The sequence below is a fragment of the Propionivibrio sp. genome (genome assembly GCF_041441355.1).
Lineage (GTDB): Bacteria > Pseudomonadota > Gammaproteobacteria > Burkholderiales > Rhodocyclaceae > Propionivibrio.
Window position 1 is genome coordinate 26019 of the sequence record NZ_JASDTF010000041.1, and the last position, 18514, is coordinate 44532.

Here is an 18514-nt window from a genome sequence, read left to right on the forward strand (position 1 = left end):
GCTTCTCACGCCTTCAAAGAAAACCGGCCGACAGGCCGGTTTTTTGTTACATGGTGCACGCCTGAGCGCTAGGCGGTAGCAACACTCCTCAGAACCGGAATGGCTTGAATGAGGTTATTTTTTTTCTGATTTTAATCGTCGGATATCAAGCAAGTGTCCATCGGTTTTCCTTACGATGGCGACGAGGTCTTCATCTGCGCCATTGAGTGGGACAAAGCCGACTGCATTAATGTTTTCAGCATGTTTTTTTTGCAGTTCGTCGATTTCAGAGCGCTTGTCAGCGTTGCTTTCTCGGAGATCTGAAAGTGGTCGAGCGCTTTCTTGAATTTGGGGGAGTAATTCGTTGTATGGAAGATAGTATTGCGGCAGGATGGGGAGGTTGCGGGTGAGCATGGCGCGTATCGCAGTTCGTTCATTTTGTGTTTCTTCGTCGAGACGGGCGCTGATGGTTTCTGGGCCTAGGAGGGGTAAGGTTTTGAACTGATCAAGGCGCGCATTTGCTAGGCGTTCGTCGTTCAGGTCGTTTGCGTAAGTGAGCTCGAAGTTATTTCCCGTGAAAACATAATAAACGGGGCGCGCAACAAAAACGGCGTTTATCCCATAGGCCAGCGCAGAGAGTTGGAGCAGCACCACGAAAATTAAATCGCGCTTAAGTTCTTTTTTTTCGCGATCGAAAACTATGAGCGTCAGACACGGGCCAGTGATCACATCAATCAACAATAGCATCAGGAAAATGTCAGTCGCACCTGTGGCCGCGGATAGTGACCATGGGTACCAGAACAGAAAAACCAGCGTGGCTGCCATTGCCGCAATAAACAGTGAGCCGATTAGATGGAGGGCGAAGGCTTGTTTGCGGGTGGTAATCTTCATGTCGGGATCAAAATTGTGGACGACTGATGAATTATCTATTGGAAATGGCTGGCGCTGGAAGTGGTTTCCGAGTTCAACTTTTGGGCGAGGAGAGACGGTTTTTGGCAGCGTGGGTGACAAAAAGCGTCAGATTTGTAAAGCGACAGAGGTGCGCTAAGTCTGTTGGTTTTTGTGCCAACGGCTGGTGACTTTGTTTTGGGAAAGGGACGAGCTGGGATGGTTCTGTGGCACACGATTTGCTTAGGATAACCAAGACGTCATTTTGGCGTTTTTGTTGATCAAAGGAGAAGGCAATGAGAAAGCTGCAACAGGGTTTCACGCTGATCGAACTGATGATCGTCGTGGCTATTATCGGCATTTTGGCTGCCGTGGCACTGCCCCAATACCAGACGTATGTCGCCAAGTCCCAAGTGTCGCGGGCGATGGGTGAAGTCGGGGCGCTCAAGAATGCGATTGACGCCTGCTTTAACGACAATCGTGTGAATATCATTTCGTCCGCACCTCGCGGTGCTGCGGTCGGGGCGGGTGACTGCGATTTGGCGGCGACCGCGTCTACCCTGATGGTTGGCGCTGCTCAAGGTGTGGGTAGTACGGCGGCATTGCCTGGGACGGGATATCCGCTAGTAGCAAACGCTACGCTGGCGGCCAATGCCACCAATACAATTACTGCCACCTTTGGCAATAGCGCGAACCCGCAACTCGCCGTGGCTGGCGCCAATACGCTGGTATGGGAGCGTAGCGTGGATGCTCAGTGGCATTGCTTCAGCACTGTTCCGGCGAAATTCCGTCCGGCTGGTTGTACGGACCAGGCCACTGCCTTCCCGTAATCGCAGAGAAGGGTTCACGGCATAACGGGGAACTCATCGTGGTGAATCGGAACCCCGCTTCGGCGGGGTTTTTGTTTGGATATCCTGCCGTTTTCTCTGCGATGCCTGCTCTGAGCAGCGCCTGGGATGGCTCTTAGCCAGGGCTTGCGTCAGGCTGGTTCGAAGAGCGGTCTGTGGTACTCCATTTTGAGTACAGGTACCGAACCACAGCAGCGCGCCCTTCTTGATCCCCCATTCGTCTTCACGCCCAGAGAGCAGCAGCGCTGCACTGCGGCCGAGGGTGGGCTGGTGACCGACGATGAGGACGGCGTCGTGTGCGCTGGCGTCGGGCCAGCCGGCGGTGGCGAGCAGGTCGGCGACTGAGCCGGCGGTCGAGAGGCGGGAATCGGTTTCGAACGGTAGTCCGAGCGCCGCAGCCGTTTGCTGGCAGCGAGTGGCGGGACTGACGAGGATGCGCAGGTTTTTCGGGGCGTGGCCCTTGATCCAGGCGGCCATGCGTTGCGCTTGCTGCTCGCCGCGTGGGGTGAGTCGGCGATCGGCGTCGGGATATCCGTCCTCGGCTTCGGCGTGGCGCCAGAGCAGGAGTTCCATGCGGGCCTCCTTGTTGGGGTAGAAACTCGTCGCGGAATCAGTCGCAGGCGCGCAGGCGGGCGACGTCGGGGATGCGGATGGTGCGGCCTTCGACGATGATCAGCCCGCTGTCCGAGAACTCGTGCAGGATGCGCGAGAAGTGTTCCTGGGTGAGGTTGAGGCGGGAGGCGACGACGCCTTTGCTGGTCGGCAGGCGCACGGCAAGTTCGTTGGATTCCGCGGCTTCGCCCGTGTCGTCATGCTCGCGCAGCAGGTAGCCGATGATGCGCTGACGGCCGGAGTGCAGCGAGTAGGCTTCGACGTCGGCGATCAGGTGGTGCAGGCGCATCGAGAGCGCGGCGAGCATTTTGCGCGCGAGTTGCGGGTCTTTCTCCAGCTCGCCGAGGAGGACGGTGCGCGAGATCAGGAGCAGTCGGGTTTCGACCAGCGCCTGGGCGAAGACGACGTGCGTCGCGTCCATGAACATCACCGCTTCGCCGAAGGTCTGGCCGGAACCGATGACGTCGACGACCTTCTCGTTGCCACGTGCCGAAGTGAGCGCGAGTTTGACTTGGCCGTCGAGAACGAGGTAGAACCCGCTCGGCGCGTCGCCCTTGTGGAAGAGGATTTCGCCGCGTGCGGCCGTCAGCTCGCGCGTGCCGCGCGCCAGGCGGGCGAGCTCGTCGTCGCCCAGGCTGTTGAACAGCGGTACCTGGGCGAGCAGGGCGGGGATGTCGAAGTTGGTGCGAGTCTGCATGGCGGTCGTTGGGCTGCCGAGTTAAGCGTCATGCCGGATCGTCGCACGCACAGGCCGGCACAGCAAGCCGGCAGTCAGCGAGTGGGTTTTCGCTTCGCGTGATCCGTCGCAGAAAAAGGCCGTCCGTCGCGCGCAGACGACGAACGGCCTGGCTTGCTCAGGGCGTCAGGGTTTTACGGCGCCGAAGACCTCGTTGAGCTGCTGGCTGACGCGGATGAAGGTGGTGCGCTTGGAGAGTTCCTTGAGCTGGCGCGCGCCGACGTAGGTGCAGGCCGAGCGTACGCCGCCGAGGATGTCTTGCAGCGTGGCGTCCACCGGGCCGCGGTAGTCGAGCAGCACTTCCTTGCCTTCCGAGGCGCGGTACTCGGCGACGCCGCCGGCGTATTTGTTCATCGCTTCGCGCGAGCTCATGCCGTAGAAGCGCATCTTGCGCACGCCGTTGACTTCGACGATGTCCGAGCCGCATTCGTCGTGGCCGGCGAGCATGCCGCCGAGCATGACGAAGTCGGCGCCGGCACCGAAAGCCTTGGCGATGTCGCCCGGCGAGGTGCAGCCGCCGTCGGCGCAGATCAGGCCGCGCAGGCCGTGCGCGGCGTCGGCGCATTCGATGATCGCCGAGAGTTGCGGGTAGCCGACGCCGGCCATGCGCCGCGTGGTGCAGACCGAGCCGGGGCCGATGCCGACCTTGACGATGTCGACGCCGTCGAGAATCAGTTGCTCGGTCATCTCGCCGGTGACCACGTTGCCGGCCATGATCGTGACTTCAGGGTAGGCGTGGCGCAGCTTGTCGATGAAGCGCACGAAGGCGCTGGTGTACCCGTTGGCGACGTCGACGCAGACGTTCTGGATCGAGCCGTTGGCCTTGTCATGGACGCGCCGGAACTTCTCGAGGTCGGGCGTGGTGATGCCCATCGAGTAGAAGGTGGGCGGCGATTCGGGCTGGGTGGCGAAGAAGTCGAGCAGTTCAGCTTCGCTGTAATGCTTGTGCAGGGCGACCGAGAGCCGTTGTTTGGCGAGCGCGCGGGCCATCTCCATCGTGCCCGTGGCGTCCATGTTGGCGGCGATGATGGGGATGCCCTGGTAGCTGCGCTTGGAGTGCGGGAAAACGAATTCGCGCGAGATGTCGACTTCCGAGCGCGAGGTCAGCGTCGAGCGCTTGGGGCGGATGAGCACGTCCTTGAAGTCGAGCTTGAGTTCCTGTTCGATACGCATGCAGCTTCCTTCTCTGTCCGAAATGTAGGGTGACGCGGCGCGCAAAAACGCAGAATCGCAAATTGCGGGCAACTCTTCATTGTGGCGCAAAATCGGAGGCGTGGGAAGCGCCTTTGCGGTCTGAGGCAATCGGGCCCGGCGCAGGGGGCGGGGGCGGTGCTAACATGCGCGCCTTATGCAAATTTCCGAGATCAAAGAACGGCTTGCCGCGCTGGGCGCAAAGCCGGCGCACGTCGAGCGCATCCTGCGCGCCTGGCTGCAGGCGCGCCCGCTCGACGCCGGCGCCCGCCGCCTGCGCGCCGAAGACAGCCTGCCGCGCCGGGTGCGCGAGGCCTTGCCCGAACTTGCCGCGCAGCTCGCTGCACTGGCGGGTCTGCGCACCGCGCAGGCCGACGAACATGAAGCGCAACGCCTGCTGGTCGGCCTTGCCGACGGCCAAGCCGTAGAAAGTGTGCTTTTGCCGCGGCAAGGCGTTTGCGTGTCGACCCAGGTCGGCTGCGCGGTCGGCTGCACCTTCTGCATGACCGGGAAGTCCGGGCTCTTGCGCCAGCTCGGCAGCGCCGAAATCGTCGCTCAGGTGGTGCTGGCGCGGGCGCGGCGGGCGGTGAGCAAGGTCGTCTTCATGGGCATGGGCGAGCCGTCGCACAACCTCGACAACGTGCTCGAGGCGATCGAATTGCTCGGCACGCTCGGCGGCATCGGGCACAAGAACCTCGTCTTCTCGACGGTCGGCGACGTGCGTGTCTTCGAGCGCTTGCCGCAAGGCGCGGTCAAGCCGGCGCTGGCGATTTCGCTGCACACCACTGATGCTGAACTGCGTGCCCGCCTGCTGCCGCGCGCGCCGCGCCTTTCGCCCGCCGAGCTTGTCGAACTGGGCGAAAGCTATGCGCGGGCAACGGGCTATCCGATCCAGTACCAATGGACGCTGCTCGAAGGGGTGAACGACAGCGACGCCGAAGCCGAGCGTATCGCTGCGCTGCTCGCCGGCAAGTACGCGATGATGAATTTCATCGCCTTTAATCGTATTGAGAGCGGCACCGAAAGCGGCATTGATGGCGCCGGTTTTTCGCGCGTTTCCACCGAGCGCGCGGCCGCGCTGGTGCTGGCCTTGCGCCAGCACGGCATCGTCGCCTGTCTGCGCGATTCAGCCGGGCAAGCCGTCGACGGCGGCTGCGGTCAGTTGCGCGCCCGCACGCTCGATGGCACGCCAGCGGTGCGTCGGGTGCTGCGCGCGGACTGAGACGGATTCATCTGGTTCGCCCTCCGTTCCCGGCGGGGGCGCGGGCCGCGGTATATACTGCGGGCCAGCCGTGGCGCGTTCTGCGCCCCTCTTTCCGGCATCATCAGGAGTTTCCTATGCCCCCCTCACCCGATACCGTCAGCATGGCCATGTTTTGCGACTTCGAGAACGTCGCGCTCGGCGTGCGTGACGCGAAGTACGACAAGTTCGACATCAAGCCGGTGCTCGAACGCCTGTTGCTCAAGGGCAGCATCGTGGTCAAGAAAGCCTATTGCGACTGGGAGCGCTACAAGGGCTTCAAGGCCGCGATGCACGAGGCCAATTTCGAGTTGATCGAGATTCCGCACGTGCGCCAGTCGGGCAAGAATTCCGCCGACATCCGCATGGTCGTCGACGCGCTCGATCTTTGCTACACCAAAGCTCACGTCAATACCTTCGTCATCGTCAGCGGCGATTCCGATTTCTCACCGCTCGTCTCCAAGCTGCGCGAGAACGCCAAGTACGTGATCGGCGTCGGCATCAAGCAGTCGACTTCCGATCTCCTGATCGCCAACTGCGACGAGTTCATCTTCTACGACGACCTGGTGCGCGAGAGCCAGCGCAGTGCGGTGCGGCGCGACCCGAAGGCTGACGCACCGTTCGCCAAGCGTTCCTCCGAAGAACTTGAGGCAAGGCGCAGCGAGGCCGTCGAACTGGCGGCGTCGACCTTCGACGCGCTGGTCGTCGAACGCGGCGACAGCAGCCGCATCTGGGCCTCGATGCTCAAGGAGGCGATCAAACGCCGGCGGCCCGATTTCAACGAAAGCCACTTCGGCTTCCGCGCCTTTGGCAACCTGCTCGACGCGGCGCAGACGCGTGGCCTGTTCGAAGTCGGCCGCGACGAAAAATCCGGCGCCTATGTCTTCCGCAGCACGGCGCCTGCGGCGCAGCCCGAAGGGGGCGCCAGCCACGAAGCCGGAGCCCAGGCCTCGGTGGAGGACAACGGCGCCGGTCGCCGCAATCGTCGGGGCGGCCGCGGCAAGGGACGTGGCGCGCACGGCGAGAACAACGCGCCGATGCCGCTCGAAGCGAGCACGGCGCAGAATGCACCGGCCCCGGAGCCAAGCCCCGTGCGGCCTGCAGCGGCGCTGGAGAGCGCGCCGATGGTGGCGTCCAGCGAGGTGCCCGTGGTGTTGGCCGGCGAGGGCGAAAAACGACGTCCGAGCGCTCGGCGCGGGCGCGGCAAGGCCGCGAACGAGAAGAAGGAGGCGGGTGCCGAGAAGCCTAGTGCGGGCCCCGCACGCGCCGCTCCGGTCGCCATCGAGCCGTCCGCGGCCGTCGCCGAAAGCGAAGCGCCGGTCTCGGCACGACCGCCACGCAAAGCCGCGGCCAAGAAGCCCGCAGCGCCGGCGGCGGATGCCGCCCCCGCCGTGGAGAAGACGTCGCCCGCGCGCAAGCCGCGCGCCCGCAAGGCGGCTCCAGCGGTTGAGTCCTGAAACCCGGGCGAGGACGGTAACCGCCAAGCTTCGCGACGGAGAAGACGGGGAGAAACAGGCGCGGGGAATTATTTTTCCTGCGCGCCTGCGAATCTATCGTGGTTGAGCCTTTCTCCGGCTCGCGACTTTTTACGCCGGCAGGTAGCGCACCCGCAGCACGCCGTCGATCGCCTGCAGGCGGGCGATGAGCTCAGGCGGGACTTCGCTTTCGACGTCGACCAGAGTGAAGGCGTAGTCGCCGCGCGACTTGTTCACCATGTTGTGGATGTTGAGCCCGGCGCCGGCCAGCGTGGTCGAGATCTGGCCCAGCATGTTCGGCACGTTGGCGTTGGCGATCGCCAGGCGGAAGGCCGATTCGCGCGGCATGGCGATGTTGGGGAAGTTCACCGCGTTCGTGATGTTGCCGTGCTCAAGATAGTCGGCGACCTGCTCGGCGACCATGATCGCGCAGTTTTCCTCGGCCTCCTCGGTCGAGGCGCCGAGGTGCGGCAGCGCCACGAAGCGCGGGTGCTGACTGAGCAGGTGGCTGGGGAAGTCGCAGACGTAGGCGTGCAGGCGGCCGTCGTTCAGGCCGGCCAGTGCGGCGCGCTCATTGACGATGCCCTCGCGTGCGAAGTTGAGCAGCACGCAGCCCTTTTTCATCAGCGCGATGCGCTCGGCATTGATGAGGTCCTTGGTCGTCGGCAGGAGCGGGACGTGCAGGCTGACGAAGTCGGCGCGCTTGACGAGGTCGTCGACGCTGGTCGCCTTGCGCACTTGCGAAGGCAGGCGCCAGGCGGCTTCGACGGTGATTTCCGGGTCGTAGCCGACGACCTGCATGCCCAGCGCGATCGCCGCTTCGGCGAGCTGCGAGCCGATGGCGCCGAGGCCGACGATGCCCAGCGTGCTGCCGCGCAGTTCGTGCCCGACGTAATTTTTCTTGCCCGCTTCGACCTGTTTGTGCAGCGCCTCGTCGTCGCCGCGCAGGCCGCTGACGAAGGCCAGCGCCGGGGCGAGGTTGCGCGTGCCGACGAGCATGCCGGCGATGACCAGCTCCTTGACCGCGTTGGCGTTGGCGCCGGGCGCGTTGAAGACGACGACGCCGCGTTCGCTCATCGCCTTGACTGGAATGTTGTTGGTGCCGGCGCCGGCGCGGCCGATGGCCAGGACGCTCTCGGGGATGGGCAGTTCGTGCATCGCCTGCGAGCGGACGAGGATGGCGTCTGGCGCGGTGGCGTCGTTGCTGACCGAATACGCCTCGGGCAGGCGGGCGAGGCCTTTGCGCGAGATGGCGTTGAGCGTCTGGATCGTGCGCGTCATACGGGTTCCCTGGGAATCGTGAGGTGAAGCGGTGCGAAACAGCAACAGCGGGCAAGTCAGGTAAAGCGACCGGCGGCGCGCGAGGGCGCCGCCGGGTGAAGCGAGGCGTGGCGTCTTAGGCGTGCGACTTTTCGAAGTCCTGCATGAAGGCCACGAGGGCCTGGACGCCTTCGATGGGCATGGCGTTGTAGATCGAGGCGCGCATGCCGCCGACCGATTTGTGTCCCTTGAGCTGGACGAGGCCGGCGGCCTTTGCCTGCTTCAGGAAGTCTTCGTCGAGCGCGGCGTCCTTCAAGGTGAACGGAATGTTCATCAGCGAACGGTTTTCCAGCGCCACCGGCGACTGGTAGAGGCTGGAGGCGTCGAGCAGGTCATAGATCAGCTTGGCCTTGGCGCGGTTCTGCGCTTCCATGGCGACGAGGCCGCCCTTGGCGAGCAGATGCTTGAAGACGAGGCCGGCGATGTAGATGCCGTAGGTCGGCGGGGTGTTGTACATCGACTCGGCCTCGGCCTGCACCTTGTAGTCGAAGACGGTCGGCGTGCCGGGCACGGTCTGGCCGAGCAGGTCTTCGCGGACGATGACCACGGTGACGCCGGCCGGGCCGATGTTCTTCTGCGCGCCGGCGTAGATCAGACCGTACTTGGAAACGTCGATCGGGCGCGAGAGGATGTTCGACGACATGTCGGCGACGAGCGGCACGTTGCCGGTGTCCGGGGTGTCGAAAATCTCGACGCCGCCGATGGTCTCGTTCGAGGTGATGTGCACGTAGGCCGCGTTCGGGTCGAGCGTCCAGGTCGAGAACGCCGGTGCGTAGCTGAAGTTCTTGTCTTCGGAGCTGGCGACGATGTTCACCTGGCCGAATTTCTTGGCCTCCTTGATCGCCTTTTTCGACCACTCGCCGGTGTTGAGGTAGTCCGCCGCGGCCTTGCCGCGCAGGAGGTTCATCGGAACCATGTCGAATTGCGCCGTGGCGCCGCCCTGCAGGAAGAGCACTTTGTAGTTGGCGGGAATGCCGAGCAGCGTGCGCAGGTCGGCTTCGGCCTCGGCGTGGATGCTCATGTATTCCTTGCCGCGGTGCGACATTTCCATCACCGACATGCCACTGCCATGCCAGTTGGTCAGTTCGTCGCGGGCGGTTTCGAGCACTTCCAGGGGGAGGGTGGCGGGGCCTGCGCTGAAGTTGAAGATGCGATCCATGGCGATCCTTTCGTGAGGAAAAGCGTGACGTAAGCGGGCAGGGTGGAAACGTCGGGCGGCGTATCGTTATCGGGCCGTCGCTGCCGCTGGCGACGAACATTCTAGCCAAATTGGGTGGGGGCGGCTATGGACGAGCGCCGACCTCGGCGCGCGTGCGCGCAAAGTGTCGGCGAAGAGAATTCGTCCGGCGCGAAGGCCGGGAGAGGCGGGCGGCCAGCGGCAACGCGTGAGCCGCGCAGCTGGGGCGCGGCAGCGGAGGCCGCGGAACGTCGAGCGCAGGGGGCGCGCTTAGGCCGACTGCTCGGGAACGCCGTCGCCGGTGCGCTTGATGCGGTTCTGGGCGTCGGCGTAGACGAGCTTGGGCGCATAGGTGGCGCGCTCGGCTTCGTCGTACTGGGCGAAGCTGGCGATGATCAAGAGGTCGCCGGGCGCGGCGCGACGGGCGGCCGAGCCGTTCACGGAAATGATGCCCGAGCCGCGTTCGGCGCGGATGGCGTAGGTCGTGAAGCGCTCGCCGTTATTGACGTTCCAGATGTCGATCTGCTCGTGCTCGACGATGTCGGCCGCTTCGAGCAGGTCGAGGTCGATGGCGCAAGAGCCTTCGTAATGCAGCTCCGAGTGCGTGGTCGTCACTCGGTGCAGCTTGGATTTCAGCATCGTTCTTTGCATGGTGGTACTCGGTTCCTTATTTCCCTTTCGGGGAAGGGTGAAAATTCTAGTCGTTGAGGCCCGGGTGTCAACCCGAAATCCCGCGCTCGCCGGGCGTCTTGATCTCGATCTCGATGTTGTCGATCAGGCGCGTGCTGCCCAGGCGGCTGGCGGCGAGGGCGACGAGGGCGCGGTCGCCCCGCTGCGGCGGCATCAGGTCCGACTGGCGGCGTACCGAGACGTAGTCAGTTTGCCAGCCGTGGCCGTCGAGTTCCTCGCGCGCCACGCGCTCGAGGCGCTCGAAGTCGTAGATGCCGAGCAGCACGGCCGTACGCAGTTCGCGCAGGGCACGGGCGAGGCGCGGCGCCTCGGCGCGCTGTTCGGGCGTCAAGTAGCCGTTGCGCGAGGAGAGCGCCAGACCGTCTTCGGCGCGCACCGTCTCGCCGCCGACGATTTCGATCGGTAGCGCCAGTTGGCGCGTCATGTTGCGCAGCACCATCAGCTGCTGGTAATCCTTCTTGCCGAATACGGCGACCTGCGGCTGGACGATGTTGAAGAGCTTGAGGACGACGGTGGCGACGCCGCGGAAATGACCAGGGCGGAACTCGCCTTCGAGCAGGTTCTGAATTTCGGGCGGATCGACCTGGTAGGCCTGCGGCTCGGGGTAAAACTCCTGTTCGTCGGGGGCAAAGAGAACGTCGACGCCAGCGGCCTCGAGCTTGGCGCAGTCGTCGGCGAAGGTGCGCGGGTACTTGTCGAAGTCCTCGTTGGGGCCGAATTGCAGTCGGTTGACGAAGATGCTGGCGACGACGGTGTCGCCGTGCGCGCGGGCCTGCTCCATCAGGCTGATGTGGCCGGCGTGCAGGTTGCCCATGGTGGGGACAAAGACGATCCGGCCGCGGCCCTGGAGGGCGGCACGCAGGTCGGCGATGCGGGAATGGATGAGCATGGTGTTCTTCCTGGCGTTCTTTGCTGTATGCCGGCTCAGTAGCCGTGCTCCGGGGCGGGGAAGGTGCCGGCCTTCACTTCGTTGACATAGGCGGCGATGGCGGCGCCGATCGAGGCTTGTCCGGCCATGAAGTTCTTGACGAAGCGTGGCTTGCGGCCGGGGGCGACGTCGAGCATGTCGTGCAGCACCAGCACCTGGCCGGAGCATTCGGCACCGGCGCCAATGCCGATGGTCGGAATGTGCAGGCGGGCGGTAACCGCGGCGGCCAGCGGCGAGGGGATGGCTTCGAGAACGATCAGGCTGGCGCCGGCGTTCTGCTGGGCTTCGGCGTCGGCGAGGAGTTGCGCCGCGCCGCTGTCGTCCTTGCCCTGCACGCGGTAGCCACCGAGCTGATGCACTGATTGTGGGGTGAGGCCGACGTGGGCGCAGACGGGAATGCCACGCTGGACGAGGAAGCGGGTGGTCTCGGCCATCGCTTCGCCGCCTTCGAGCTTGACCATCTGGGCGCCGGCTGCGAGCAGCGCGGCGGCGTTGCGGAAGGCGTGCGTCGGGCTTTCCTGAAAACTGCCGAAGGGCATGTCGGCGACAACGTAGGCGTGCTGGCTGCCGCGGGCGACAGCGGCGGTGTGGTAGGCCATGTCGGCGACGCTGACGGGGAGCGTCGAGTCGTGGCCTTGCAGGACCATGCCGAGCGAGTCGCCGACGAGCAGGATGTCGACGCCTTGGGCGTCGCACAGGGCGGCGAAGCTGGCGTCATAACAGGTGAGCATGGCGATCTTGTCGCCGGCGGCGCGCATCTTGGCCAAGTCGAGCAGGCTCAAGCGGCGTTGCGGGGTTTGGGAGGACACGGTGGGGTCTCGCAGAGGAATGAAAATCCGGTGTGCTCGGGGGCGCCCGGTCGGGCTGCGCGCTACGAGCGGAAGACGAAATAGATGGCGCCTAGGATACACAGGGCCGCCCATAGATAGTCAAGCTTGAGTGGCTGCTGCATGTAGAAAACGACGAACGGAACGAACACGGTCAGGGTGATCGCTTCCTGCAGAATCTTGAGCTGGGCGAGCGAGAGCTCGGTGTGGCCGATGCGGTTGGCCGGTACCTGCAACAGGTATTCGAACAGCGCGATGCCCCAGGCGATCAGTGCCGCGATCCACCATGGGCGGTCGTTGAGGTGCTTGAGGTGTGAATACCAGGCGAACGTCATGAAGACGTTCGCCGCCGACAGCAGCATCACGGTTTGCCAGAGGGCGGGAATTTTTAATTCGGCGACCACGGTGCGCTCACAACTTGACGATGCGTTGCATGGCGGTGGCGGGCAGCCAGGCGGCGAGGCTGCCTCGGCCCGGAAGGCGCAGGTCGGGCGCGATTTCGGCCAGCGGCACGACGACGAAGGCGCGCAGATGCAGGCGCGGATGCGGAATCTGCAGCTGCGGGCGGTCGATGACGAGGTCGTCGTAGAGCAGCAGGTCGAGGTCGAGGGTACGCGGCGCATTGCGGTACGCGCGCTGCCGTCCGAAGTCATGCTCGATGGCGAGCAGCGCGGTGAGCAGGGCCTCCGGGGGGAGCGTGGTCTCCAGCGCGGCGACGGCGTTGAGGTAGTCGGGCTGGCCCGGAGCGCCAACCGGCGCGGTACGGTAGAACGACGAGGCGCGCAGCAGGCGGCTGCCGGGCAGGGCGGCGAGGGTGTCGAGCGCGGCGCGCAATTGGCCGAGCGGGTCGTCCAGATTGGCGCCGAGCGCGATGTAGGCAAGGTGCATGACGGAGTTTGCTACGCTTCGCTGTCGCCGCCACCCGGTTTGCGTCGACGGCGACGGCGTTTCTTGGTGCCGTCGCTGCTTTGTGGCAGGAGCATGGCGGCGCGGGCGTCGCCGTCGTGTTCGATGAAGCCGGTCCACCACTGGGCCAGTTCTCGATCGACTTCGCCCGACTCGGCGCGCAGGAGCAGGAAGTCGTAGCCGGCGCGGAAGCGCGCTTGTTCGAGCAGGGCGTACGGACGCTTGCCCGAACGTTGTTCGAAGCGCGGCTGCAGCGCCCAAATGTCCTTGATGTCGCCAGCGATGCGGCGGGTGATAGCGAGCTTTTCGCCTTGCACCTCGAGCACGTCGTCCATCGCCAGGTAAAGCGCCGGAATCGGGCGCTCGCCGCCGGCCTGGAGCGCCTGCCACTTGGCGAGCACTTCGTGCCAGAGCAGGGTGGCGAAGAGGAAGCCCGGGGAAACCGGTTTGCCGGTGCGGATGCGCTTGTCGGTGTTGGCCAGCGAGAGCATCACGAAGCGCTCGCCGAGCGGCTGTTCGAGGATGACGTCGAGTAGCGGCAACAGGCCATGATGCAGGCCTTCGTCGCGCAAGCGACGGACGCAGTCGACGGCGTAGCCGGAAGTGAGCAGCTTGAGCATCTCGTCGAACAGACGCGAGGGCGGGACGCCTTCGATCAGGTCGGCAAGCTCCTGGATCGGGCGTCGCGTCGCCGGCTCGATCGCATAGTCGAGCTTGGCCGCAAGGCGAACCGCGCGCAGCATGCGCACCGGATCTTCGCGATAGCGCTTGGCCGGGTCACCGATCATGCGCAGGGTCTTGGCGCGGATGTCGTCCACCCCGTGGTGGTAGTCGATGACCTGGCCGCTGCTCGGGTCGTAATAGAGCGCGTTGATCGTGAAGTCGCGGCGTGCAGCGTCGTCCTGCTGGCTGCCGAAGACGTTGTCACGCAACACGCGGCCGCTCTGGTCGGTCTGCGCGCGGCGTTCGTCGTCGTGCTGGTCGTGGTGGCCTCGGAAGGTGGTGACCTCGATGGTCTCAGCTCCCATCATGACATGCACGATCTGGAAGCGGCGACCGATGATGCGCGCGCGGCGGAAGCACTGGCGCACTTGCTCGGGCGTGGCATTGGTGGCGACGTCGTAGTCCTTGGGCGGAATGCCGGCCAGCAGGTCGCGCACGGCACCGCCGACGACGAAGGCTTGATAGCCGTGTTGCTGGAGGGTTTCGACGGTGCGTCGGCTGCCGTTGCTAAGGTCTTCGCGGCGGATGCCGTGCTGGCTGGCCTCGAGCGTGGCGGGACGGGCGTGGCCCGGTTTGCGTCCAAAGACGCGGGAGATGAGTTTGCGAATCATCCTTCGGTGAAAAAGCGACCGGGATTTCCGGAAAAAGGCGAGATTGTACTCGAAATGTCTCTGTAAATCAGCCGCTTAATCTTGAATGTCAAAGATGCAGGTTGAGGACGGTCCAGCCCTGGGCCTCGGCGTGGGCGCGCAGGGTGGCGTCCGGGTCGACGGCGATCGGGTGGCTGACTTTGGAGAGCAAGGGCAGGTCGTTGAGCGAGTCGCTGTAGAACCAGCTGTGCTCGAAGGCGTTCCACCACAGGCCCATGGCTTCGAGCCAAGCCTCGACGCGCTCGATTTTGCCCTCGCGGAACGAGGGCGTACCGCGCGGCTTGCCGGTGAATTCGCCACCTTCCTGTGCGGGAATCGTGGCGATCAGGTGCGGAATGCCGAATTCGCGGGCGATCGGGCCGGTGACGAAACTGTTGGTCGCGGTGACCAGGGCGCACAGGTCGCCGGCCTCCTGGTGGCGGGCGACGAGGTCGCGCGCCTTGCGGCCGATCATCGGGCGGATGCGCTCGGCCATGAACTCGGCGTGCCAGGCGTCGAGGTCAGCGCGCCGGTGGCGGGAGAGCGACTGCAGCTGGAAATCGAGGAATTCGAAGATGTTCAGCGTGCCGGCTTTGTACTGCTCGAAAAACTCGGCGTTGCGGCGCTCGAAAGTGTCGCGGTCGAGAACCCCTTTGTTGATCAGGTGCTGGGTCCATTCGTAGTCGCTGTCACCGGCGAGCAGGGTGTTGTCGAGATCGAAGAGGGCGAGTTGCATGGGCGTAGGGCTTTCGCGTGAAGATGAATCCGGAGGGGCGAGGCCTGGCTCAGGCCTCGGGGCCGGCGAGCAGGACTTCGCGCAGGAGCGGCACGGTGATCGCGCGTTTATGTTCGAGCGAATAGCGGTCGAGCGCGACGAGCAGCGCGCTCAGGCTGCGCATGTCGCGCGGCGCACGGCTGACAAGGTAGTGCAGTGCATCGCTCGGCAAGCCCATGCCGCGGGCTTCGGCCTGAGCGCTCAGCGCAGCCAGTTGCTCGTCGTCGGTGAGCGCCTGCAGACGGTAGATAAGGCCGGAGCCCAAGCGGGTGCGCAGGTCTTCGCGCAGCGCCAGTTGCATCGGTGGAGCCTCCGCCGCGGTGAGCAGTCGGCCGCCGCGGGCGCGCAGGCGGTTGAAGCGGTTGAAGAGGGCGATTTGCCCTTCCGGGGCCAGCGCCTCGACGTTGTCGACGGCTTGAAATAGAGGCTCCTCGTCCATGTCGGCGAGTGTCGGGTCGGCTTCCGCGTCGTGGTAGGCGGCGCCACTGGCGCGCAGGAGGTGGCTTTTGCCAGCGCCCGCTTCGCCCCAGAGGACGAACGAGGGCTCGCCGCTGTCCGGAGACAGCCAGTGGGCCAGAGCGGTTAATGCTTCGCCGTTGCCGCCGGCGACGAAATTATCGAGGCTGGGCGGGGCTTCGGGCAGGAGTTCGAGGATGAGCTGACGCATGTAAAGTGGTGCTCGGCGCCGTGCCGACGGCACGCGTGACGTCGATTTCGGCTAAAATTCAGGCTTCTTCTGCGGATGAAGGTGCGCATTTTAGCACCAGCCGCTTTTGCAAGCCTCGTTTGGGACGACACACAAGATGACACAGCAATCGCTTTCCTACCGTGATGCCGGCGTGGATATTGACGCCGGGGATGAACTTGTCGAACGGATTAAACCGTTTGCCAAGAAAACCATGCGCGAGGGCGTGCTGAGCGGGCTGGGCGGCTTCGGGGCCTTGTTCGAAGTGCCCAAGCGTTATCAGGAGCCGGTTCTGGTTTCGGGTACCGACGGCGTCGGCACCAAGCTCAAGCTGGCGTTCGACCTCAAGCGGCACGATACCGTCGGCATCGACCTCGTGGCGATGAGCGCCAACGACGTGTTGGTGCAGGGCGCCGAGCCGCTGTTCTTTCTCGATTATTTCGGCTGCGGCAAGCTCGACGTGGACGTTGCCGCCGACGTCGTGAAAGGCATTGCGCAAGGCTGTGAGTACGCCGGTTGCGCCCTGATTGGCGGCGAGACGGCCGAGATGCCGGGCATGTACCCGGACGGTGAATACGATCTGGCGGGTTTTGCCGTCGGCGTGGTCGAAAAGTCGAAAATCATCACCGGGCGCGAAATTGTGGCCGGCGACGTCGTTCTCGGCTTGCCGTCCTCGGGCGCGCACTCGAACGGCTATTCGCTGATCCGCAAGATCGTTGCACGCTCGAACCCTGACCTCGATGCGCCGTTCGACGGCGATCGGACGCTGGCCGATGCGCTGATGGAGCCGACCCGCATTTACGTGAAGCCTTTGCTGGCGCTGATGGCCGCGCTGCCGGTCAAGGGCATGGCGCATATTACGGGAGGTGGTTTGACCGAGAACATTCCGCGCGTGTTGCCTGAGGGCGTCAAGGCCGTGGTCGAGCAATCGCGGTGGACGCGTCCGGCACTTTTCAACTGGCTGCAGCGCGAAGGGCAAGTGGCCGAGGGCGAAATGCACCGGGTCTTCAACTGCGGCATCGGGATGGCGGTCATCGTCGCTCAGGCGGACGCCGCCCAAGCCCTGCAATTGCTCCGGGAGGCCGGTGAGTCGGCGGTTGAGATCGGGCGGATCGAGGCGCGCGCAGCAGGGGAAGCGCAGACCATCGTGATCTAAACATTCCGGTTCCTGGTTTTAGAATTGGAAAAGGCGCCTGTGTGGCGCCTTTTCTATTGGTAATGAGCGTCGTGGGGGTGGGGTTCAGGCTTTGAGGCTGATCGCCGTCTGGCGGTCGGTTTCGCGTCGGCAGGGAGACAGGCGCGTGTCGAGCAGCACCGGAATGTTCTGTTGGCGGCGGTCGGCCTTGCGCCGTTCCTCGAAACCGAGTGGGGGATCCTTCCGGGCGGGGGCCTCGGCGGAGGGGCTGTTTGGTGTGGGCGCTTCGCCCGGGCCACGCTCGGCGCTATGCCCGTCGCGGCTGCCGTGCTCCTCGCCGGGCGTCCAGTGGCGCAGGCTGAATTGCGGCGCTTCGCCGAGGTCTGCCGAGGCGGCAACGGGCTCGGTTCGTTTGGCATCGGGCGGGCGGCCGTTCAAAAATTGGGTCAGGGCTTCGAATGGTATGCGCATGGCGTTCCTCCCCCGGTTTTGTTTTTGTGATGCATTTGATTTATCGGCATTATTCTTCGCTTCTTGATCCTTTGGCATGAGATTTGTCACGCTGTTCCGCGAGAAAAGTGTCGTTTGTTCTGCTGTGTGGCGATCGGCCGCGTTTGGGCGGCGTGCTAGAATCGCGCCCCCGCGATGCGCTCGTGCCCGCTGAGGATCATTCCGCCGAGGCGCTGCCTGGCCCGCTGTTGCGAGCGTTCGCGTAAAACAATTAACCGCACTGTACTTCGGTGTCGGCGTGCGTCCATCTTCTGCTCCGCCTTGGCGGAGGCCTATCAGTCAAAGGAAACCCCATGTCTGCAGTTCCAGCATCCGCTACCAATGAAACGAAGATCGTTATGACCGACCCGACGGCGCTCGGCGTGTTTGGCCTGGCCATCGTCACGCTGGTCGCCGCCTCTCAGAAAATGGGATGGACGAGCGGCACGACCTTTGTTCTGCCATGGGCGTTTTTCCTTGGGGCGGGGGCGCAACTTTGGGCGTCGACCGTCGACTTCAAGAAGAACAACTATTTCGGCTCGATCGTTCTGGGAGTCTATGGTTTGTTCTGGATGGGGGTTTCCTTCCACTGGGCCATTGCTCAGGGCTGGTTCGGTCCGGTCGATCCGGCGGCCGACCCCCGCCAATTCGCCTTTGCCTGTATCGGCTACGGCATCTTCTCGTTCTTCATCATGATTGCTTCGTTTGAGACCAATAAGGTCTTTGCCGTGATCCTGGTGTTGATCAACGTCCTGTTTCCGTCCCTGGCGTTTTCGCTGCTGGGCATCAACGCGTCGTTTTTCTCCGGTTTGGCGGCTTTGTCCGAGTTGCTGATCTCGCTACTGAGCTTCTATGCGGCGGGGGCGATCTTCCTTAATGGCTTCTTCGGCCGTGTCGTTCTGCCGCTGGGCGCGCCCTTCGGCTTCATCCGCAAAGGCGCGAAGTAAGGCGTGGTCTTCGCGTATTCCTAAAAGTGCCGGCGGAATCGCCGGCACTTTTTTGTCTGGCTTTTCGGCGATGCGACGACTAGAGTGAGTGTGCGCCGTGATTCGCGGCGAATCCGGTGGGCAGTGGTGGTGCCAGCCGCGCAGTTGGGAGAGCTTATGGGTCGTTGTCTCAACCTCATTACAAATACTGTCGCGTAGTACCCTGACGGCGAAAAGCCGAACACCGAGGCCGTGTGTGCCGAGGTTGAATCCCAGTAAGAGCCCATGTCTTTGAAGGCATGGGCTTTTTGTTTGTGGGGTGGGGGTGGTGGGAG

At 64.1% G+C, this 18514-nt stretch carries 20 protein-coding genes; 5 read left to right on the forward strand and 15 right to left on the reverse strand.

Translation table 11 applies throughout. The annotated features are described in order from the left end of the window. Nucleotides 1–114 precede the first annotated feature (114 nt). Nucleotides 115–870, reverse strand: a complete 756-nt coding sequence (tfpZ, locus tag QMB55_RS14035) for a TfpX/TfpZ family type IV pilin accessory protein (RefSeq protein ID WP_497589346.1) — start codon at nucleotides 868–870, stop codon at nucleotides 115–117. Between the two features lie 293 nt (nucleotides 871–1163). Between tfpZ and QMB55_RS14040 the strand changes: the two genes are divergently transcribed. Next, a complete protein-coding gene (locus tag QMB55_RS14040) occupies nucleotides 1164–1697 on the forward strand; it encodes a pilin (protein ID WP_497589347.1) in 534 nt (177 codons plus the stop codon). 33 nt (nucleotides 1698–1730) lie between these two features. Here the strand turns inward: QMB55_RS14040 and QMB55_RS14045 are convergent, their stop codons facing one another. The 3 genes from QMB55_RS14045 to QMB55_RS14055 form a co-directional block, all read right to left on the reverse strand. Further along, nucleotides 1731–2288 carry a SixA phosphatase family protein gene (locus QMB55_RS14045; RefSeq protein WP_497589348.1) on the reverse strand — a complete coding sequence of 186 codons (558 nt, stop codon included), beginning with the start codon at nucleotides 2286–2288 and terminating at the stop codon, nucleotides 1731–1733. Between the two features lie 37 nt (nucleotides 2289–2325). Continuing rightward, entirely contained in the window at nucleotides 2326–3024 is a 699-nt protein-coding gene (locus QMB55_RS14050; protein ID WP_497589349.1) for a Crp/Fnr family transcriptional regulator, read from the reverse strand. A gap of 165 nt (nucleotides 3025–3189) precedes the next feature. Next, nucleotides 3190–4236 (reverse strand): GMP reductase, encoded by a 1047-nt coding sequence (locus QMB55_RS14055; protein WP_497589350.1) that lies wholly within the window; start codon nucleotides 4234–4236, stop codon nucleotides 3190–3192. 175 nt (nucleotides 4237–4411) lie between these two features. On the opposite strand from QMB55_RS14055, the gene QMB55_RS14060 reads away from it, so the two are divergent. Next, nucleotides 4412–5476, forward strand: coding sequence for an RNA methyltransferase (locus QMB55_RS14060; RefSeq protein WP_497589351.1), 1065 nt, complete (start codon nucleotides 4412–4414; stop codon nucleotides 5474–5476). Nucleotides 5477–5592: 116 nt separating this feature from the next. Continuing rightward, on the forward strand, nucleotides 5593–6951 hold the full coding sequence (locus tag QMB55_RS14065) for an NYN domain-containing protein (RefSeq protein ID WP_497589352.1): 1359 nt from the start codon (nucleotides 5593–5595) through the stop codon (nucleotides 6949–6951). A 129-nt stretch (nucleotides 6952–7080) separates the two neighbouring features. On the opposite strand, the gene QMB55_RS14070 is transcribed toward QMB55_RS14065, so the two are convergent. The 10 genes from QMB55_RS14070 to hda all read right to left on the reverse strand — a co-directional run bounded on the left by QMB55_RS14070 (nucleotide 7081) and on the right by hda (nucleotide 15611). Beyond that, nucleotides 7081–8250 carry a phosphoglycerate dehydrogenase gene (locus QMB55_RS14070; RefSeq protein WP_497589353.1) on the reverse strand — a complete coding sequence of 390 codons (1170 nt, stop codon included), beginning with the start codon at nucleotides 8248–8250 and terminating at the stop codon, nucleotides 7081–7083. Between the two features lie 115 nt (nucleotides 8251–8365). Continuing rightward, the gene (serC, locus tag QMB55_RS14075; protein WP_497589354.1) at nucleotides 8366–9448 is read right to left on the reverse strand and encodes a 3-phosphoserine/phosphohydroxythreonine transaminase; all 1083 of its coding nucleotides are present in this window, start codon (nucleotides 9446–9448) and stop codon (nucleotides 8366–8368) included. A gap of 288 nt (nucleotides 9449–9736) precedes the next feature. Further along, nucleotides 9737–10117, reverse strand: a complete 381-nt coding sequence (gene panD, locus QMB55_RS14080) for an aspartate 1-decarboxylase (RefSeq protein WP_497589355.1) — start codon at nucleotides 10115–10117, stop codon at nucleotides 9737–9739. Nucleotides 10118–10184: 67 nt separating this feature from the next. Further along, nucleotides 10185–11045 (reverse strand): pantoate--beta-alanine ligase, encoded by an 861-nt coding sequence (gene panC, locus QMB55_RS14085; RefSeq protein ID WP_497589356.1) that lies wholly within the window; start codon nucleotides 11043–11045, stop codon nucleotides 10185–10187. Nucleotides 11046–11080: 35 nt separating this feature from the next. Then, nucleotides 11081–11893, reverse strand: a complete 813-nt coding sequence (gene panB / locus QMB55_RS14090) for a 3-methyl-2-oxobutanoate hydroxymethyltransferase (RefSeq protein ID WP_497589357.1) — start codon at nucleotides 11891–11893, stop codon at nucleotides 11081–11083. A gap of 62 nt (nucleotides 11894–11955) precedes the next feature. Continuing rightward, nucleotides 11956–12273 carry a DMT family protein gene (locus QMB55_RS14095; RefSeq protein ID WP_497589368.1) on the reverse strand — a complete coding sequence of 106 codons (318 nt, stop codon included), beginning with the start codon at nucleotides 12271–12273 and terminating at the stop codon, nucleotides 11956–11958. Between the two features lie 49 nt (nucleotides 12274–12322). After that, the gene (gene folK, locus QMB55_RS14100) at nucleotides 12323–12799 is read right to left on the reverse strand and encodes a 2-amino-4-hydroxy-6-hydroxymethyldihydropteridine diphosphokinase (RefSeq protein WP_497589358.1); all 477 of its coding nucleotides are present in this window, start codon (nucleotides 12797–12799) and stop codon (nucleotides 12323–12325) included. An 11-nt stretch (nucleotides 12800–12810) separates the two neighbouring features. Continuing rightward, nucleotides 12811–14151, reverse strand: a complete 1341-nt coding sequence (gene pcnB, locus QMB55_RS14105; RefSeq protein ID WP_497589359.1) for a polynucleotide adenylyltransferase PcnB — start codon at nucleotides 14149–14151, stop codon at nucleotides 12811–12813. 88 nt (nucleotides 14152–14239) lie between these two features. Continuing rightward, nucleotides 14240–14905, reverse strand: a complete 666-nt coding sequence (locus QMB55_RS14110) for a histidinol-phosphatase (RefSeq protein ID WP_497589360.1) — start codon at nucleotides 14903–14905, stop codon at nucleotides 14240–14242. A 49-nt stretch (nucleotides 14906–14954) separates the two neighbouring features. After that, complete coding sequence (hda, locus tag QMB55_RS14115; protein ID WP_497589362.1) at nucleotides 14955–15611, reverse strand: DnaA regulatory inactivator Hda; 657 nt, start codon at nucleotides 15609–15611, stop codon at nucleotides 14955–14957. A 136-nt stretch (nucleotides 15612–15747) separates the two neighbouring features. On the opposite strand from hda, the gene purM reads away from it, so the two are divergent. After that, nucleotides 15748–16785, forward strand: coding sequence for a phosphoribosylformylglycinamidine cyclo-ligase (purM, locus tag QMB55_RS14120; protein ID WP_497589363.1), 1038 nt, complete (start codon nucleotides 15748–15750; stop codon nucleotides 16783–16785). 84 nt (nucleotides 16786–16869) lie between these two features. Here purM and QMB55_RS14125 read toward each other — a convergent pair whose 3' ends face one another. Further along, nucleotides 16870–17235, reverse strand: coding sequence for a hypothetical protein (locus QMB55_RS14125; RefSeq protein WP_497589364.1), 366 nt, complete (start codon nucleotides 17233–17235; stop codon nucleotides 16870–16872). A gap of 332 nt (nucleotides 17236–17567) precedes the next feature. On the opposite strand from QMB55_RS14125, the gene QMB55_RS14130 reads away from it, so the two are divergent. Continuing rightward, nucleotides 17568–18200 (forward strand): acetate uptake transporter, encoded by a 633-nt coding sequence (locus QMB55_RS14130; RefSeq protein WP_497589365.1) that lies wholly within the window; start codon nucleotides 17568–17570, stop codon nucleotides 18198–18200. Nucleotides 18201–18514: the final 314 nt, after the last annotated feature.

Coding starts and splice junctions, on each gene's coding strand:
- tfpZ (WP_497589346.1), bottom strand. CDS start 870: ATGAAGATTACCACCCGCAAACAAGCCTTCGCCCTCCATCTAATCGGC.
- QMB55_RS14040 (WP_497589347.1), top strand. CDS start 1,164: ATGAGAAAGCTGCAACAGGGTTTCACGCTGATCGAACTGATGATCGTC.
- QMB55_RS14045 (WP_497589348.1), bottom strand. CDS start 2,288: ATGGAACTCCTGCTCTGGCGCCACGCCGAAGCCGAGGACGGATATCCC.
- QMB55_RS14050 (WP_497589349.1), bottom strand. CDS start 3,024: ATGCAGACTCGCACCAACTTCGACATCCCCGCCCTGCTCGCCCAGGTA.
- QMB55_RS14055 (WP_497589350.1), bottom strand. CDS start 4,236: ATGCGTATCGAACAGGAACTCAAGCTCGACTTCAAGGACGTGCTCATC.
- QMB55_RS14060 (WP_497589351.1), top strand. CDS start 4,412: ATGCAAATTTCCGAGATCAAAGAACGGCTTGCCGCGCTGGGCGCAAAG.
- QMB55_RS14065 (WP_497589352.1), top strand. CDS start 5,593: ATGCCCCCCTCACCCGATACCGTCAGCATGGCCATGTTTTGCGACTTC.
- QMB55_RS14070 (WP_497589353.1), bottom strand. CDS start 8,250: ATGACGCGCACGATCCAGACGCTCAACGCCATCTCGCGCAAAGGCCTC.
- serC (WP_497589354.1), bottom strand. CDS start 9,448: ATGGATCGCATCTTCAACTTCAGCGCAGGCCCCGCCACCCTCCCCCTG.
- panD (WP_497589355.1), bottom strand. CDS start 10,117: ATGCAAAGAACGATGCTGAAATCCAAGCTGCACCGAGTGACGACCACG.
- panC (WP_497589356.1), bottom strand. CDS start 11,045: ATGCTCATCCATTCCCGCATCGCCGACCTGCGTGCCGCCCTCCAGGGC.
- QMB55_RS14095 (WP_497589368.1), bottom strand. CDS start 12,273: ATGCTGCTGTCGGCGGCGAACGTCTTCATGACGTTCGCCTGGTATTCA.
- folK (WP_497589358.1), bottom strand. CDS start 12,799: ATGCACCTTGCCTACATCGCGCTCGGCGCCAATCTGGACGACCCGCTC.
- pcnB (WP_497589359.1), bottom strand. CDS start 14,151: ATGATTCGCAAACTCATCTCCCGCGTCTTTGGACGCAAACCGGGCCAC.
- QMB55_RS14110 (WP_497589360.1), bottom strand. CDS start 14,905: ATGCAACTCGCCCTCTTCGATCTCGACAACACCCTGCTCGCCGGTGAC.
- hda (WP_497589362.1), bottom strand. CDS start 15,611: ATGCGTCAGCTCATCCTCGAACTCCTGCCCGAAGCCCCGCCCAGCCTC.
- purM (WP_497589363.1), top strand. CDS start 15,748: ATGACACAGCAATCGCTTTCCTACCGTGATGCCGGCGTGGATATTGAC.
- QMB55_RS14125 (WP_497589364.1), bottom strand. CDS start 17,235: ATGCGCATACCATTCGAAGCCCTGACCCAATTTTTGAACGGCCGCCCG.
- QMB55_RS14130 (WP_497589365.1), top strand. CDS start 17,568: ATGTCTGCAGTTCCAGCATCCGCTACCAATGAAACGAAGATCGTTATG.